Annotated in this window: 14 protein-coding genes and 1 tRNA gene; 8 read left to right on the top strand and 7 right to left on the bottom strand. The window is 64.6% G+C overall.

Annotated features, from left to right (window positions below; translation table 11 throughout):
* Positions 1 to 4 precede the first annotated feature (4 nt).
* Together AMD30_RS15500 and AMD30_RS15505 are read left to right on the top strand one after the other, a co-directional pair.
* Positions 5 to 80: transfer RNA gene (locus tag AMD30_RS15500), tRNA-Lys, on the top strand.
* Positions 81 to 194: 114 nt separating this feature from the next.
* On the top strand, positions 195 to 1,034 hold the full coding sequence (locus tag AMD30_RS15505; RefSeq protein ID WP_055476228.1) for an SGNH/GDSL hydrolase family protein: 840 nt from the start codon (positions 195 to 197) through the stop codon (positions 1,032 to 1,034).
* Positions 1,035 to 1,061: 27 nt separating this feature from the next.
* Here AMD30_RS15505 and AMD30_RS15510 read toward each other — a convergent pair whose 3' ends face one another.
* The 4 genes from AMD30_RS15510 to AMD30_RS15525 all read right to left on the bottom strand — a co-directional run bounded on the left by AMD30_RS15510 (position 1,062) and on the right by AMD30_RS15525 (position 4,441).
* The gene (locus AMD30_RS15510) at positions 1,062 to 1,397 is read right to left on the bottom strand and encodes a LuxR C-terminal-related transcriptional regulator (RefSeq protein WP_055476229.1); all 336 of its coding nucleotides are present in this window, start codon (positions 1,395 to 1,397) and stop codon (positions 1,062 to 1,064) included.
* Between the two features lie 157 nt (positions 1,398 to 1,554).
* Positions 1,555 to 2,598, bottom strand: coding sequence for a hypothetical protein (locus tag AMD30_RS15515; protein WP_055476250.1), 1,044 nt, complete (start codon positions 2,596 to 2,598; stop codon positions 1,555 to 1,557).
* Entirely contained in the window at positions 2,598 to 3,815 is a 1,218-nt protein-coding gene (locus tag AMD30_RS15520; RefSeq protein ID WP_055476230.1) for a sensor histidine kinase, read from the bottom strand. Before AMD30_RS15520 ends, AMD30_RS15515 begins: the two co-directional genes overlap by 1 nt.
* On the bottom strand, positions 3,776 to 4,441 hold the full coding sequence (locus tag AMD30_RS15525) for a response regulator transcription factor (protein WP_055476231.1): 666 nt from the start codon (positions 4,439 to 4,441) through the stop codon (positions 3,776 to 3,778). The genes AMD30_RS15520 and AMD30_RS15525 overlap by 40 nt, the downstream gene beginning before the upstream one ends.
* A gap of 234 nt (positions 4,442 to 4,675) precedes the next feature.
* Between AMD30_RS15525 and AMD30_RS15530 the strand changes: the two genes are divergently transcribed.
* Positions 4,676 to 5,515, top strand: a complete 840-nt coding sequence (locus AMD30_RS15530; protein WP_055476232.1) for an SGNH/GDSL hydrolase family protein — start codon at positions 4,676 to 4,678, stop codon at positions 5,513 to 5,515.
* 195 nt (positions 5,516 to 5,710) lie between these two features.
* Here the strand turns inward: AMD30_RS15530 and AMD30_RS15535 are convergent, their stop codons facing one another.
* Entirely contained in the window at positions 5,711 to 6,121 is a 411-nt protein-coding gene (locus AMD30_RS15535) for a hypothetical protein (RefSeq protein ID WP_197282792.1), read from the bottom strand.
* A gap of 726 nt (positions 6,122 to 6,847) precedes the next feature.
* The gene (locus tag AMD30_RS15540) at positions 6,848 to 7,300 is read right to left on the bottom strand and encodes a hypothetical protein (RefSeq protein ID WP_055476234.1); all 453 of its coding nucleotides are present in this window, start codon (positions 7,298 to 7,300) and stop codon (positions 6,848 to 6,850) included.
* 195 nt (positions 7,301 to 7,495) lie between these two features.
* On the opposite strand from AMD30_RS15540, the gene AMD30_RS15545 reads away from it, so the two are divergent.
* The gene (locus tag AMD30_RS15545) at positions 7,496 to 8,404 is read left to right on the top strand and encodes a tyrosine-type recombinase/integrase (RefSeq protein WP_156354276.1); all 909 of its coding nucleotides are present in this window, start codon (positions 7,496 to 7,498) and stop codon (positions 8,402 to 8,404) included.
* Between the two features lie 164 nt (positions 8,405 to 8,568).
* Here the strand turns inward: AMD30_RS15545 and AMD30_RS25045 are convergent, their stop codons facing one another.
* The gene (locus AMD30_RS25045) at positions 8,569 to 9,696 is read right to left on the bottom strand and encodes a hypothetical protein (protein ID WP_156354278.1); all 1,128 of its coding nucleotides are present in this window, start codon (positions 9,694 to 9,696) and stop codon (positions 8,569 to 8,571) included.
* Between the two features lie 173 nt (positions 9,697 to 9,869).
* Between AMD30_RS25045 and AMD30_RS15555 the strand changes: the two genes are divergently transcribed.
* The 4 genes from AMD30_RS15555 (at position 9,870) to AMD30_RS15570 (ending at position 17,307) form a co-directional block, all read left to right on the top strand.
* Entirely contained in the window at positions 9,870 to 10,817 is a 948-nt protein-coding gene (locus AMD30_RS15555) for a nuclease-related domain-containing protein (protein ID WP_156354280.1), read from the top strand.
* A 301-nt stretch (positions 10,818 to 11,118) separates the two neighbouring features.
* The gene (locus AMD30_RS15560) at positions 11,119 to 12,735 is read left to right on the top strand and encodes a hypothetical protein (RefSeq protein ID WP_055476238.1); all 1,617 of its coding nucleotides are present in this window, start codon (positions 11,119 to 11,121) and stop codon (positions 12,733 to 12,735) included.
* 163 nt (positions 12,736 to 12,898) lie between these two features.
* A complete protein-coding gene (locus AMD30_RS15565; protein WP_055476239.1) occupies positions 12,899 to 15,160 on the top strand; it encodes a WD40 repeat domain-containing protein in 2,262 nt (753 codons plus the stop codon).
* Complete coding sequence (locus AMD30_RS15570; RefSeq protein ID WP_055476240.1) at positions 15,157 to 17,307, top strand: toll/interleukin-1 receptor domain-containing protein; 2,151 nt, start codon at positions 15,157 to 15,159, stop codon at positions 17,305 to 17,307. Before AMD30_RS15565 ends, AMD30_RS15570 begins: the two co-directional genes overlap by 4 nt.
* Positions 17,308 to 17,370 lie beyond the last annotated feature (63 nt).

Consider the following 17,370-nt stretch of genomic DNA (forward strand, 5'->3'; position numbering starts at 1 on the left):
CCCTGCCCCTATAGCTCAGTTGGTAGAGCTACGGACTTTTAATCCGCAGGTCCCAGGTTCGAGCCCTGGTGGGGGCACCAAGAGGGTAGGTACTGCCCGAGCCGTGGGCCGAACGATGGACAACGGTTCACCCGAACGGACGAATTACCCGGCAGCACAGTCACATTGGGCGAAATGTCGTCGATACTCTCGGCGTGACCCGATCCCGTCTGGCGGTTATCGCCATTCTCACCATCGCTGTCAGCTGCATCGTCGCGCCGCTGGCGCCGGCAGCTCCGAGTGCGCCTGAGTACGTCGCCCTGGGCGATTCCCGCGCCGCCGCGCCCACCCGAACCTCGGCCCGCCAGCCAGACGGGTGCGGCCGCACGCCCGACGGCTACCCGACGCATGTCGCCGCGCAACTCGGCGTGTTCTACAAGTCGGTTGCCTGCGTCAACGCGTACACGAGGGACGTCACGACCAACCCGCAACTGACGTTGTTCGGCCTGCGCCCCGTTCAGGTCAGTGCGTTATCCACGTCGACGCGACTCGTGACCCTGTCGATCGGCGGCAACGATCTCCAGTGGTGGTCGCTGATCTCCTCCTGCTTCACGCGCGCGTTCGGCCGGGACGCTGGGTGTCGCAACGATCGCTCCGTGGCGCGACGAATCGACTCCGGCCTGACAGCGGTCGCACCGAAGATCGGCGCAACGTTGAACACGATCGCCTCGCGCGCGCCCAATGCCCGGGTGATTCTCGTCGGACACGGCGGTTACTACGGTCGTACCGGTTGTCCCGGCCAGGCGAACATCAGCAACGCCGACGCCGCATTCGTGATGGCATTTTTCGAGCGATTCGACGCGATCCTGCGGTCAGCCGCCGTCAACCGATCGATGACCTTCGTCGACGTGGCCTCCGCCGCCGTCGGGCACGACGCATGTTCCGGCGCGGCCCGATGGTTCGAAGGAAACACCTCGCAGTCCCAGACCCAACCCCGCCATCCGACGCCGCTCGGAAGTAGAGCGATCGCAAATCTGATCCTGAACGCGCTCTGACGACGTTCAGATCATCGCGGAGTCGCCTCAGCCGAGGTTCCGACCGTTATTCGGATGTTGTTGCCTGCGTTGCACTTCAGTTGCCTGGTCAAACAACGTAGTAAGGCTGGCAATGTCCTCGAGTGTGCAGATTCCGTCTTCGATCACCCTGATGAGCAGGGCGATCTTCGACGGCGCGGGTCGGCCGACGACTCGATACTTGTCGCGGATCCGAGTGAGGTGAGTATGCACCGTGGATTCACCGACGAAGAGTCGTCGGGCGGCTTGCTGCTTGGAGTCACACGCGAGCCACACGGTCAGCACCTCGATCTCCCGCTTGCTGAGGGCAGGCCGCCCTACCGAATCAAGAGCCTGAATCGTCATCGTTGCACTCCTGCTGGTCTGCTATGGCCGATGGAAGTGACGTTAATGACGGTCTTAGTGTCGGCGACAGACCGATCTTGCGGGGGCACCCGAGTTGGTGCCACCGCCCCGGGGGGCATGGATAGTCAAGCGAACGGTCTGCGCGTATGGGGGTCGCCTAGGTTCCGAGACGAGGACGTTCCTCGATCTGGCCGGCGGTGATCTCGGTGCGTCGTGTGCCGGCGGCATCGGTCACGAGTACCGACGCCAGGGTGTCCCGGCCGGATGGCCACATGCGTACGCACACGCGCCCGCCGGCCGCCTCCTGCAGGGCGTGTGCGGCTGCGTCACGCACTGAGGCGATGACGGCGGGGTCCTGTTCTGGCGTTCCGGAGTCGTCGAGAAAGATGACCTCCACGCCCCGCTGTCGCGCGCTGTACGCGGCTTCGTCGAGTTCGAGGGTGGACAGAATAGGCGCTCTCAGCCGGTCGCGCAGGTGGGCCTCGAGCAGAGCGCACTCTGCTCGCTCTGCGGTGGAGAGGGTCTCGCCTGACGCGATCTTCTCGATCATCGGACGGGCCAGGCGATCGAGGTGGCGCGATTGCTTCTCGCGCTCATCGGCACCGGCGGTTTGCGCAGCCAGTTCGGCGACGCGTTCGGTTGTCTGCGCCCGCAGCGAGAACACCGCCTTCGCCGTGGGCCGAAGAGTGAACGACAGGAGAGTCGCCATTGCCAGAGGGGCTGCGTCGATGGCAACAAAACTGATGCCATACGCAGCGCCCCGACCATCAGCGACGGCCCACACCGCGAACACAAGCACCATTCCGAGCAAGCCGACCCAGGGCGCGATCCGCCGGCCGCGGACATTCATGAAGCAGTAGATCGACGTCCCGCCGCCGTGTACCCAGGTCTGCAGAGGCGAACTCAGAACCGCGGGGGTCGCCGACAACACAAGTGCACAGGCCACCGGCCCCGAGGCGGTCAGCACCAGCGTTGTCCCGAACGGGAGCGGATCGCCGGGGACGAGGACGAGCGCGAGCGTCGCGGCTATCAGGATGAGCGGTCCCAGTGCCGCCACCCAGGGAGTGGTGTAACTGTTGACCGTGGCCACGGTCACGATGACCATCGCACTGAGGTAGCTGCCGATGATGAGCCACGCACCGCGCGTTCGCATTCCGAGCAGGTCGCGAATGTCCTCGCGCCCACCGGTCGGGGTCAGCATCACCGCTCCCACTCCAAGCACACACGAGTACCGCGCATCGGCGCCGACTCGATGGTGGCGGAACCACCGATCTGCGACATCCGTTCACGGATGCTGATGGCGATTCCGAGACGGTCGGCCGGCACTGCCGACGGTTCGAAACCTTCCCCGTCGTCGGCTACTTCTATCTGAAGCCGGTCATCCGTGATCTCCACCGAAACAATCGTCTTCGACGCCCGCGCGTGACGGCCGCTGTTGCGCACGGCCTCCCCTGCCGCTGCCGCGACTGTACGGACCACCATGGCGGGATAGCCGGCGTCTGAGCTGTTGATTGTCCGGCGAACCTCGAACCGCCGGGTCGGGTCCACCGTGGCCGTCACCTCGCTGAGATGCGTCAGAACAGCGTCGGGGGTCATCGTGCCGTCGGTGTCGGTGTCGCTTCGGATCCGGTCGAGCGCGTGCAAGGTGGCCTGGGCTTGAGCTGCCAACTGCGTGGAGTTCCCTCGGCGAGCAGCGACCAGCAGGGTCGCCATGACGCCGTCGTGGGTGAGTTGATTGAACCGTTGCCGCTCGTTGGCACGAGCCTGTGACGCCGCGGCGGCCGCCGCCGTTCGGTAGGCCTGCGCCCGCGTGTCATCGAGAACGGCTGCGGTACGCATCCCCATCACGGCGGCGGCGAAGTACACGAGCGAGAATGCGAACGCCCACGCCATGTCCGGAACGAACAGGCCGCTGCGCGCGACGTCGCGGACCACATAGTTGATTGTGATGGTCGAAACCACCACCACCACAAGCACGACAAAGGCGTAGGTCGGACGCATGGCCAACGCGGCGGCGATCGCAGCCAATCCACAAAAGGAGAAGAACCATATGCCGGTGGTTCCGGAAAGGTGCGCGCCGTTCCAGCCGAAACCCCACGTGGCCACCGCCATCAGATATCCGCCGGCCGCAACCCCTGCACACACTCGCAGCGCTCGGGGCGACCCTCGCCACGCGAGCGGCCCCAGCGCGAGCCCGGGACCGAACACGACAGCCAGCGCGGGGACCGTCCACCACATGTGCATCACTGCCAGTGACGCGGCGATAGCCGGGGCAGTGAGCACCAGGTACACCAGGTAGCCGCAGGCGATGAAGACAGCGAACTGCCGGAGAATACGCTGGCCCGCGGATTCGTCGAGTGCGACGTCGCGATCAGACGCTATTTCCGCCGTCGTAGCCGCCGCGGTATCGGTAGCCATCCGTCCTCTATCGCTCGAAACATCAAATGCTGCCGGGTAGGCGCGGGTCGCCCCACTGCGGCGTACTTCGTTCTGATCCGACCGACGTAGTCACTGACGGTGTCCGGGGACAAGTTCATCGATTTGGCAACCCCGGCAGTGGATTCGCCTGCTGCGTACAGCTCGAGGACACGTCGCAGCTGTGGTGGCAGATCGACGAAGTCGTCGTCGGCATCGATGGCAGCCGCCCAATCCACCGTCGGGGTCTCCTCCCCCGAGAGCACCGCTCGGATGGCAGCCAGAAGTACGTCGTCGTCAACGTTCTTGCGCAACACCGCTTTCACCCCCGCACTGGCTGCCAACCGGACCAGATAGGGCTCGTCTCCAGAGGTGTAGGCAACAGCTGGGATGTCGAGTTCGCCGAGACGGTCGACGTTCATCTGCGGTGAACTCCCGTCCTCCAACCGGAGATCGAGGACGACCAGATCGAGATCTCGGGTCGTCGCCAGCAACTCCGACACTGTTGCCGCGCCGGCGCTGAACACCAGATCCGGTTGGTCACTGAGAATCGCTCGCAGCCCGGCGACGATCGACGGGTGATCATCGACGACTCCGATCCGCGCGCACTCGCGCCGTCGCACCACCATGGGGGCAATGATGACCGACGCTTCTTGACCACGGAGGCAAAGTTGCACGGATCACACCCGCCCGCACCCCATCGAACCGCGGGTTGACATCCCCGACGCTAGCCCGTCGACTCGAAGCTCTGTATCGACTGAACGGGCTGTTCTCACTCGGCAGACGGGCGCCACGGACGGGTCTGTCAGACGGCGAGCCAGACCACTCGTAACGTTCGCCGATACGGCTGGGATACTCCTGCCGTGACCCGGTTCCGCCTCGCGCTCATCGCCGTTCTCGCCTTCGCGATCAGTTGTGTGTCGGTACCGTCGGTTCTCGCCGCGCCGGCGACACCCGCTTACGTCGCCCTGGGAGACTCGCGCGCCGCAGCGCCAACTCTGACCTCAGCGCAGCAGCCGGACGGGTGCGGCCGCACGCGCGACGCCTACCCGACGCACCTCGCCGCCCAGCTCCGGATGAGTTTCACCTCGGTTGCCTGTGTCAACGCCACGACGGCAGACGTCACGACCAGCCGACAGACGACATCGTTCGGTCCCCGACCCGTCCAGATCAACGCGCTGTCGTGGTCCACGCGACTGGTAACCCTCTCCGTCGGTGGCAACGACCTCCGCTGGTGGTCGATCGTCTCCTCCTGCTTCACGCCCAGGTTCGGTCAGGACGCTCGGTGTCGACACGATCGAGCGATGGCAGACCGGATGACCTCCGGCCTGACCGCGGTCGCACCGAAGATCGGCGCGACTCTGAACTCCATCGCCCTTCGGGCACCCCACGCGCGCGTGGTCCTCGTCGGACACGGCGGCTATTACGGCCGGACCGGGTGCCCCGGCCAGGCGAACATCAGCAACGCCGACGCAGCCTACCTACAGACCTTCTTCAAGCGATTCGACGCGATCCTCCGGACAGCCGCAGTCACCCGGGCGATGACATTCGTCGACGTGGCCTCCGCCGCGGTCGGCCATGACGCGTGCGCCGGCGCAGCCCGCTGGTTCGAGGGCAACGCTTCACAGTCCCAAACCCAGCCCCGCCACCCGACGCCCCTTGGAAGCCGGGCGATCGCGAATCTGATTGCGCGAGCACTGTAGGCGGATGTGTCAGGCGGTCGCTGGCCGAGTCGAATCAGCTGCGGTCGACGACGCTCGTTATGCCCCCTCACCAGATCAGCGCAGCCGACACCTACCAGCGCAACCCGACGCGGCCTGTCAAAGAGGTAGGTGACGAACCGCCCATAACCTGAACTATGTTCGCCCCCAGACGCGTCGGGACCCCAAGAGCCGCGGTCACCGCCGCCCGGCGGCCCACGTGTCGATGTGGCCAGGCAGTTTCGTCAGGTGGCGTTGCAGCACGCGCTGGTAGGCCCTTGCCATTGCCGCGTCGAGAAGTCGGCCGACACATCCACCGATAAGGGGCTTGCCGACCGCGCGGCAGGAGTAGCGGGTGCCTCCGTCGACCTCGTCGAGGGTGTCGGTGGTGATGAACGGGAATCGCGATTCAGTCGAGCGGAACTCCATGAGCTTGTCCGTCTCGACCTGAGTGAACGCACCGCTCCAGTCGTAGGTCATGCCGAAGAAGCGCGCGCGGCCATGCCATAGGTCGCCGACACCATAGGGCGGCGGTTTCTCGGCGCGGGTGGTCAGCGTCCCCGGTAACACGTGCGCGGTGTGGTCAGGATCGGTGATGTAGGTCCACACGAACTCGGGGGATGGCCGACGACGACCGAAGCGGTCGCCGCGGCAGTACTCCACGGTCGGTCGGCTCTTCGACGCGGCCGTCGCTTCATGGTCACCTCCCGCTATGACTCGGTGCCGAACCCACGCGCCCGTGGAGGACGATCGTGCACCCAGAATCGACAGTCACTCTCATCGGATGTCCGTCCGTGCGAGCACCGGTAGGACGCAGCTGCCGCCTTGGGTAGGGGCTCCGACGGTGACGATCGAGATTTGCCCGGACGGTTGCCAGGGCCCGAATGCGGGTAGCAGGGTGGCCGCGCCCGACGATGTGAGACACGCTCCCTGAACGCGGTGTTCGCCCGTGCCACCACTGCAGTAGGAGGCCGCCGCCATGAATGCCGACCCGGCAATGCACCCGGTCGGTTCGGCCGAGGCGGGCGGCGCAGTGAGGGTGGCCAGAGCGGCACCGCCTGCGCACAGGCCGCCGACCACGAATGCAGCGACGCGTGTAGGCCGGCACGAGAGACTGAGTATCGACATGACACGAATGTTAAAGAGCGAGCCCGTCATGAACAGGCCATCTCGCGCCGATTGGTCCACTCGAAGGACCCCAGGTCCACCCCCATTTGGCGACCGCCCATCCGGGGGTGCCGGTCTGGCCAGTGAAGGACTCAACGAGATCTCGAATGGCCTCCGCGTCGGTGGTCAAGACCTCACGGGAGCTTTCCGAGAACGAGCTGCGCAGCGTCACGGAGTACATACATCGAGACCGCGGTACCAATGGCCTGCCCAGTGAGTCATCTCGCCGGTGTCTCGGTTGTACATGGCTGTCGGCGAGTACATCAGAAGAATGCACCCGTTCTCGGTGAGCAAGCGCTGCTCTTCGATGGTCGATCGCGTGACGCGTGCGATCTCACTGAGATCTCCGGCACGAATGTTGAGCCCGGTAACGGCCGGGAGGACGCCGGATCGGTACAGGTCGCGGGTCTGACTGACACTCAGGATTCCACCATAGGGAAATTGCAGGCCGCTACCAGGATCGTTGACCCCGCTGTAGACCTGCGGCAGAGGTTTCCATTTCTCTTCCACTACCGGCGACAGATTGCCGGCGGGCGTAGCAGACGCAAGCGGTGCGGCGACACCCACCGCCGCAGCCGACAGGGCGGCAGCGATCACCGCCAGCAGTCTCGTGCTCTTCATTTCGAATCTCTACTCTGAGTTCGTCAAGCTGGATAGCCGCGCAGCGTATCCAGCGTCGCACATTTAGATGTCGCGGATCGGCATTTTGGCCCGCAAATGCTACGAATTACCATCGCATGCAATATATTTCGTCACACTCATTAGTTTCATGAAGGGTGGCACGTGAAGTACCGCCACAATGATTTGGAGGATGACATGTCGCAGGCGACTCAACTTTCACGCGCCGATTTCGACTTCTACATCGAGACCTTTCTGGCTCGGTGGGAGAACACGAATACGCAAGTCGCGTATCGGTCAGACCTCGTGATGTGGTTGCGCTGGTGCGACGAACACAATCAGGATCCGCTGTACGGCATCACCAGGCCGCTCATCGAACTGTGGATGCGCTGGTTACGCGACGACCGCAAGAACAGCCCGTCGACTATCAACCACCGCGTCGGAACTCTCAGCCAGCTATTCGATCTCGCCGCCGACGACGACCTGGTGGTGAAGAACCCGTGCCGCCTGGTCCGGCGGCCGCGTGCCGGCGGTGACCCCGGAGACCGAATCGCGCTGACCCGTGACGAGATGCAGCGGCTCAGTGGCGCGGCGCGCCGGTCGGGGCCGGCGGACCTCGCCCTCGTCCTTCTCATGGGACATATGGGGCTACGGGTATCGGAAGCATGTGGGCTCGACGTAGAGGATTGCGCCGTCATCACAGAAGCGCACCGGTGCGTGCGTTTCGTCGGAAAGGGCGGCAAACCCGCTCTGATACCTCTGCCGCCAGTCGTGCAGCGCGCAGTCGACGACGCTGCGGCAGCGCGGTCCACCGGACCGCTGCTCGTCCGTCGCGACGGCTCACGGATGACCCGTCGATCGGCTGACCGTGTGGTCAAGAGACTCGCGAAGACGGCTCGGATCACCGGTGTCTCGGTGTCACCGCATACATTGCGTCACACATTTGTGGTGGGGGCGTTGGATGCCGGGGCGCCGCCGCGCACGGTGCAGCTATCGGCACGGCACGCCGACTTGTCGACCACCTTGCGATGCTACGACCGCGGTCGCCATGTCCTCGACGACCACGCTGCGTATGTGGTGGCCGGGTATTTCTCATCCGGCTCCTGATCGGCACCACTCCGCGCAATTGTCTCCGCACCCTGCTCACCGGTGACGAAGTACGTAGTCGGCCAGGAGATTTCACCGAACCACCCGTCCTCGATCCTGCCAGATGCCTTCCGGCCAGGGTCCGCGTGGATCGCGCGAGAGCGTGCGGCCCTTCTGCTACCGACTCAGTCGAAGAGCTGCCCGACCGCGCCTTCGATCGCCGCCGTAGCGCCAGCAGCCAGCGCGCCGACGCCGGCCGACTTAGCCAGCTTTCTCAGTTTCTCTCCGTTCTGTGTCCTGCTCGTCTTATCGGCGACCTCTTCTGTGGCGTCGCCGGAACCGTTCAGGGCCTTGTTCTCGAAATAGACGGCTGTGGCCATCGCGCGCTCAGCTGAAAGGATGTCGCCTTTGGTGTAGTAGGCGTCGGCAAGCTCTATGTGAAGGTCTGCGATCGTGACAGGGTCGTCAGCGTGTTGCGCCGAAGCCGCCCACCAAGTCTTTGCCTCGATCGAATCGGAGTGAGTCGGCCCCAGCGCTCGGTCACTCGCCTGCGATAGCTCCTTTGCTAGTGGCAGTACTTCGCCGTACCGATGGAGTAATCGTAGGCACGTGATAGAGGACCGTAGGTTTGACAGATACATCTTCGAACTGGTGCCTTCGCGACGGGCGCGAAGCTTCCGGAGAGACGTGAAAGCGGAATACGCACCGGCGTAATCCTGCTCGTGAAGGAGCGCCAGCGCTTTCTGTTGGGGTCCTGCGAGGCTGTCGTCGGGGTCAGCCGTGCCTGGCAATGGCTTCGTGACGGATTGAACTGTTATCTCATACACGACCATTCCGGCGAACTGAGCGCATCCGGGAAGATTGCCATCGAGATTGTCATAGCCTAGTAGTGCACCGCTCGTGAAGAATGAAGCGGGGAGCGTTTGACCGTTTACCTCACCGTTGCTCGTGACTCGCGCTGACCCGGATACATACCTCAGCTGCACTGGCGTGTGCGCTGTAACGTACGCCTCGTCCCACACTTGCAACGGTTCCGCGTTACTACAGAAAATCGTGCTGGATATCATGCCGCGCTCATTCGGCTGCACCACGGACGGCGCATGCACTTTGATGGAGACATCCTTGGCAATCCCTTTGCCGCCATCATTCAAGCTCGACTTGGCATTGTTATGAAAAAAGGTGATGACCTGGTAGGAACTACCCGGCCGTAACACGATTTCGTTCACATAGTTTCCTACCCCAGCCTCACGAATCCTCACGAAGTTCCGCTCGTCTCCAACCTGTGGATTGTTCGTGATCGAGTTGAAGGTCACATGCGTGGCGGGACTCTCACCCGTCATCGTCGGACGCGGTGGACCGCCCATCTACTTCCCCCTGGAGGTGAGTGCCTGACTATGGTCAGGAGGAGTCTAGTGGCTCACGGAGGAGTCGTGACTCGTCCGTTCGAAGGCTGCGCGGGACAGGACGCGTCCGATACGGTACGTCCATGTCGACTCCCACCGGGCAGCCTGGTCAGGCACCTATCGACTTGCAGATTCTTGCTCAACGCGTGTACGGAAACCCCGGCGAGGGATTGGTATCGAACTCAGCGCTACAGTCCCGGATGGACGATCAGGCGTTACTCAAAGGGTTCGTCGGTGAACGCAAATCCCACGAGCTGTTCATCTCTGAGCTGGCAAGGCTGCATGCAACCGATGGGGTCCAGATCGTCCATGGTCTCCGATATCCAGGCACCGACCACGCCGACATCGACCACGCCCTCGTCTGCGGCGACCGGGTGTTCCTGATCGACTCGAAACTGTGGACGCCCGATGACTACCGTTGGTATGGCGACGCCATCCTCGCCGGGCCAGCCGACAACCCTCGTCTCATCCGAAGCGATTTCGGCGATGCCGTTGCGAAGTTCGCGGCCATCGTGGCACCAGCGAAAGTCAGTGCAGCAATCCTCGTCCACCAGAGCCGGCCCGGGCGGCTCACCGTCGACAACTCGCTGGCTGGTCACCACCCACCAATGAGGCTCGCCGCAGACGGTCTCGAAGATGTGATTGCATGGTTGGCGGCAGGCGTCCCCAGGATCGGCGCCAGCGTTCACCTCCATCAATACCAGCAGTGGCAAACGATCACGATGACGCGCGTACTCGAGCAAAAGGCAGGGACGCCGCAGGCTTTCAGACTCGAACAGCGCCAAGCATTCATGCGGGCCCGCGAGGAGCAGCGTGCGGAGCAGGCGCAACGCCGCGCAGCCCGCCAGCAGGCCGCCGAAGACTGGCTCGCGAGCCGGAAGTCCAAGAAACAGCGAAAGAAGAAGGACCTCGCCCAGCGGCAGCAGCAACTAGAGCAGAGTCGCCGGCAACGCCGTCAGGATCAGGTCCTCAGAATGCAGCACGACGCCCTGAACAGAGACCGATCCGGATGGCAGAAAAAGTACTGGTAAACAACCGCGCCCGCGTGGTCCCTGTAACCCCATGCGAACACGCGGGTTCTCCCTACCGGCCGGTCGGAGGCACAGCCAGATGAACTCAGCTCCAGCACGTTTCCTTGCATTCCTGCTGTGCGCGGTGCTCGCCCTGACTGCTGTTGCCTGCACGCCAGGCGACGAGACATCCGGCGTCCCACTTCCCCAGGGACCCTCTGTCATTGACACGACCGTCCCGATCGGCGACGGCGCGGAAGTCTCCGTGTCCGAGGCATGGACCGTCACCGTCCCAGGCACAGCGGCTCCGCCAGACGCAACCATGACCGTGGCCGCGACGGCCGCGTCCGGCGACGATCACGAAATCAGTCGCGCGGATCTGACACTCTCCTCGGGCCAACCTGCCGCTCCCCTCACGTTCACCTACAGATTCGACGACCCGGTCCCCGCCGACACCGAAGTCGTGTTCCTCGGTATACCGAGCGGGTCGTCGCCGGATGACCCGACATCCGCCTCGGCAACAGTCAGTGTGTTGTCGGCAGACAGGCGATCCGCCACAGCCGAGATCTCTCACCTCACGAATTTCGGCGTCTACTTCACCGACGCCAACCATTTCCTCACCCAGGCAGCCGGACTACGGACACACAGCCCCACGTGCGAGAGCCAACCCAGGCCCGAATGGCTCGAAGCGCCTGTCTTCCTCGAGGGCAAAGACTCTCCCATGCTGGTCTGCGTCGGAAGCGATCCCGGCAACAGCGACACCGCGGTGGTCAAGATTCGCAACAACCGCGGAGTCGCGATGATCGTCACCGCTCCGGTGACACCCGCGTGGGCCCACCAGGAGGCGTTCTCCGGCAGTCTCGCCGCCATGATGCCCAACCTTCTCGCGAAAGGTACCGACAGCCTCGGGATCCCGGCGTCCGAACGATCACGCACGTGGGTTCTACCCCCTGGATCCGGGGTCGACATCGGCTTCACCGAGGCGTCGTTCAGTGGCCGGCTCGCCACCAAGATCACCACAAGGATTTCGACCGCCTCAGTCGCATACGGGTTGATCTGGCAGGAGATGGTGAAACTCGTCGATGACCCCACCGCACTCACCGCACTCGAAATGGGTGTGATGGGCGTGTGCGCCGCTGACAGCGCCACAGCAGCGGTGACGGCAGCCGACGCCGCCGCGCTCGTAGCCGGTCTCTCGCAGGTCGCCACCTGCGCGATCGAACACGCACCCGACATCGTCGGAGAGATCAGCGGTCACATCCCCGATGCCGCATGGAACGAACTGCAGAGCAGACATCAGATCACCAAGAAGATCGCCTCCCTCCGGACGCGGCTGCTCCCCCTGCTGACGGTTGCGCAGTACACCGTCGTCATCGGCGACACACTGTCAACACTGGCCCTGGGGTCGGGTGCATACGAGATAGGCCTGTTCATCAGGATCGGCGCCGACGCCGGGTTGAAGAATCTCTGCGGGACCATCGATGAGAAGCGGACAATGAAGCACCCTGAAATCGGCTCGGTCACCATCGGATTGAGCCGCGACGGCCAAGGACTCGGTGGCCGCGGCTGTGTGGCCGTGGTCGACCGCACGGGCAAGAAGCTATTGCAGCAGACCGTCGCCATCTACGACGACGAACTCCGCTTCGCCGATCCGATCACGGACGCGACCGGCAACGCGTTCCTCACCTACAATCCGGGACGCTACAACGGGGTGATCACCCTGGTGCCGAATGCATCCGGTTACGAGGAGATCGGGTGGCAGCACGACGACCTCGGGTACGAAACCACGACCCATGCCTACTACTCCGCCGAACTCGAGGGCCCCGGAGGCGACGGCCGCTACGTGATCAAGTCGTCGGCGAACAACTGCGAACCGAGTTGTGCCGACGGGACGATCACGACCACAACCCTGCGGTGGAACGGCTCCACCTACTCGTAGTTCCTTCGGGACGAATCTCGTAGTCACCCACCGGATTCATCCCTTCGGGCGAATGCACCGGGTCGAGCCACCGGGTAATTTGGGTGGGCTATCGCTCGTCGGCTTCACCACACCACGGCCACCGACGACCGACAAGGGTGGCGTACCGAGAGGAACTGGCTGCATGGACGAGGTCGGCGAACGCACGCTCGTAATCGGCTCCGGCGCCGACATCACCGCACTCCGGACCATCGCCACAATCCTGCAGGAACGCGGCGTCTACGCCATCCCGACCACCTCACTCGCGGGGGTCGCGGCACCGAATGCCGCGATCGTCGCCATTTCGCCCGGCCTGATCACCGATCGTGAGCTGCTGGAAACCCTACGCAGTTGGGACGGAACCCGACTCGTGCCGGTACGAGTCGCACCGGTGGGCGCCGGCGATGTCCCGGCGTTCCTCGGTGAACTCAACTGGATTCTGTGGGACACCGCCGACATCGGTACACGCAACTCCTCCCTGCTCACTGCCCTGCAGTTCGATCTCGGTCGTTACCGCGACGCCCAGGGGCTCGAGGCGCAGGCCGCGGCGTGGGTTGCGGCAGACCGAGACCCGCACTACCTCATCGCCGACCGCAAGGCCATCACCCGTGCCACCGCCGACGGGACACCGGCCGGGGCCAGCGCGCAGCTGACCGAGTACCTCGCCGCATCCGAGCGCACCTCTCGCCGCGAATGGTGGAAGCGTAACGCGCGCTGGATCTTTCGCGCAGGTGCGCTGCTGGGCGTGATCGCGATCGCGGTCACCGGCTGGCGCACCGTCGAAAATCTGAAGTCCGCGAACACTCTGGCCGGCACTCTGCTCAGCGTCGACGACAGCGCCGACCGCGCTGACCTGCAAGCACTCAAGCTCGGCGGACTCATCGACCAGCAGTCGGCCAACGGCCGCGCCGTGCCCGACTCCACGTACGGAGTGTTGATGCAGGCCATGTCGCATCCGTGGGATCTCGGCGTCCTGGGATACACCCGCAACGCCGCGATAAACGGATTCGTCGTCGGTGACGATCCGACCGTCGCGATCAGCGCCGACGGAGAAGGAACGCTCGCCCGATGGGACCTCACGACCGGTGCGATGACCGACCGGCGACGGCTGACCGACTCCTCGCTCTACCTCGTCGACGCCACACCCGACGGGCGTATAGCAGCCACGTTCGCCGCCGACAACACGCTCCGTCTCACCGAGGTGTCCTCCGGGGCCACGGTGAATGCACCCGCCTCCAACGTTGCGCACCTGCAGATCTCGGACTCGGGTACAATGATGGCTTATTACGGGTCCGAGACACTCACGCGTCTCTCCGTGCCCAGCGGTGCGCGGCAACCGGTTACGCGCACGCTCGGCTCCTACGACGCCGTCTACGACCTCCAGGGTGGCCCCGGCGACACGGTCTGGGCACTCGCGGAGGAGAACGGCGACCTTGTCGCGATCAATGCGGCGTCTGGCGCGGTCGCGCATCGGTCCGCACTCCCCACCGGGAAGATCTACGACGCCGCGATCTCGCCATCAGGAAAGCAACTGGTTGCAGTGGGCGACGACGGACAGCTGTGGATGGCACCGGTCGGCGGCCGATTCACCCCGACCGGGCTCGCCGCTCCACGCTCGGTGAGCACTCTTGTCCTCGACAACCGCGGTCGCGTCCTGCTTTCCGCCCCCGCCAGCGGGCCGCAGGTGGTGGATACGGTCGACGGTGCCACCTCGCGAGTGTGCGGGTCGGTGAGCACCGTTGACGACTTCTCGCCGAGCACCGACGGGAACAGCGTCATCTGCTCGGCCGTCGGTGTCGGCGTGCTGGCCGACCTCACCGAGGTCACCAGCGCGCCCAGGCCTCCGGCACTGAACGTGCAATCCTCACGGTCGGCTGCGGCAGGTTCGGCGTCGGTCAGGCTCGCCGACGACGGCGTCGTTCACGTAGTCAACGGATCGACGACGGTAGACCTGCGCCCCAGCAGCACCTCGGTGGTGGCACCATCCGGACAATCGTTGCCGTGGATACCTGGCTCCATCTTCGGCGAGGGCACACCCACCGCGGTGGCACTCACACCCGACGGAACAACGGCTGCGATCGGGACGAGCGCGGGTGTCGTCACCGAGATCGACCTTCCCGCCGACGGTTCCATCGCCCTCGCCGGCCGATGGCGACCACACAACAGCCCCATCACCTCGATCGCCTGGCAAGGTACGAACGAACTGTGGACGGAAGCACGCAACGGCACATGGTGGAGGGGCCCGTCATGCGCAGGCTGCGGGATCTCCACCGACGTTCTGTTCCAACGGATTCGGGACCGGCAGTGGGTATGCTATCCGGCCGAGACCCGAGACATCTTCACCGACCGCACCCGGTCGACCTTCGCACTGAAACCCTGCGCTGATCCGATCGAGGCCACCTCATGAGCGGGCATGTCTTCATCTCCTACAGCCGGTCGGACGGTTCCGGCCCCGCGACCGCACTCGCCGATCGTCTCCGTGCTCAGGGGCACAAGGTGTGGATCGATCAACGCAGCATCCCGGTCACCGTCCCATGGATGGCGGAGATTAAGTCCGGCATCTGGGGTGCCGCCGTCGTCGTGGTGGTCGACACCCCCGGCTGGCGTTCCTCCGAGAACTGCCAGATCGAGGCCCGGTTCGCCCAGGATATCTCGGCACCCCAGATCATGGTGTCTCCTACCGCCCACCCAGATCACTCGGCCGCGGAGGTGACCGGCGTCGTCCGGCAACTGCCTCACGAAGAACGCACCCGCAGTGAGCTGTTCGAACGTGCCGACCACTGGAACAATCACGGACGGCCACCACGATCGCTGGCATCGGGACGATCACTCACAAAGTATCGCGGGTACACCCGAGCCCAGCAGACCACGGCCATCCCCACCGAGGTCGCGGCCTATCTGACCGCATCCGAACGCCGACAGCGTCGGCGCACCACCTGGCGCCGCGCCGGCTCCCTCGCCGCCGTGTTGCTGATCCTCGGCGGCATCACCATCTTCAACGGCCTCGGCGGGGCACAGCAGAACATCGACGACGCGATCCAATCCTTCTCCGGCTCTCAACAGTTCGAAGCGGCGTGGGATACCAATCCGTACTTGAATCTCGACGTTCTGTCGCAATCGAACTCGACGGGTACCGCGATACGAGCCCAGTTCAGTCGCGCATTCAGCACCCCCCTCCCCGACGCCGTCACCGCTGGTTCCCCACCCACCCAAGCACGTGGCTTCGACGCCTCTCGGGCGTCGCGTATCGCCTCACCGCGGGGTCCGGTCGCGCAGCTCGAAGACGCGCGCCGCACCGTGTCCGTCATTCGCGACGGAGTCAGGTACCGCACCATCAGACTCGATGCCGTTGCGCCGGCCATGGCTTGGTCGCCGGCCGGTGACTGGCTGCTGGTCGCCGACGGGCCGGACGTCGTGGCCTACGATGTGGAATTCGGCAACGCGCCGCAACGGCTCCGCGGTGGTAGCGGCGCGCTCTCCGCCCTCACCGTCGACGGCGGCGGAATCTCCGGTCTCACCAATACCCGCCAGATCATCCACTGGCCATCGCCTTTCGGCACACCAATCGAGGTCGACGGCGGCGCCTTCAGCGATGCCGAACAGATCGCTGACAGCGACCAAGCACTGGCATTGTCGAATTCGGGATCCCTCGTCACCGTCGACGTCACCGATGCATCCGTGGCGTCCACTCACAGGCTGCCGGTCGGCGACGATACCTTCGCGCGCAGTGTGGCAGTGTCTGCCGACGGCACCACCGCACTGGTGACCGCGGTCGACACCGCCACCTCCGAAACCAGCGCTCTGTTGGTGCCACTGAATGCCGGCCCGACAAGCACGATCCCGCTGCCTGACTGTGTTCCGCTCGACATCGCCTGGGCCACCTCGGACACCGCGTATGTCGCGTGCGGCAACGCCGGACTGGGTGTTCTGTCCGTGGCGTCCGGGGACTTTCGAGTGACATCTCTCCCCTCCGGAACGCGCGCCACGAGCGTCGCCGGCACCGGCTCCCGAATTTTCGTGGGCACCAACATCGGCCTGACACTGCACGTCGACCCCGCGTCGATGAAGGTGATCTCCGAAGGTGGGACGGGCTGCGCCCAGGACATCGAAGCCCTGACTGTGACCGACGACGGGCGCCTCCTGTACCACGGCGGAGATGCCACCGCGAACCTCGGTTGCGGCGCACGCGGCAACTTCACCGACCCCGACAAGCCTGAATGGAATCGCTTCTACTTCCCGTGGCAGACCATCGACCGCGCGGGTGGCGTCACGCTCAGTGGCGACAACCGGTACGTAGCCTTCGGATTCGCGGACGGGCATGTTCGTGTGTTCACCGCCGACACGATGGAACCGATCGGCATCCACCGGCCGACCACCGGCGGAATCCGAGGATTGTCGTTCGACTCCACGAACACCCATCTCCTCGCGGTCACCGTCGATGGTGCGGCGGTCCGGCTCGACCTCGACCCTGACGCCGCCGACCTCGGCCATCAAAGGCGGCGCGCCGCCGAATTGACCGCCCGCGCCCGACAATTGGGTCTGTACCAGGGATAGGTCGCGCATCAATGTTATTCATGACCCATGACTTCACGAGGTTGCCAGCGCACGACATCGTCT

Source organism: Gordonia sp. HS-NH1, assembly GCF_001418765.1.
In the GTDB taxonomy this organism is placed as follows: Bacteria; Actinomycetota; Actinomycetes; order Mycobacteriales; family Mycobacteriaceae; genus Gordonia.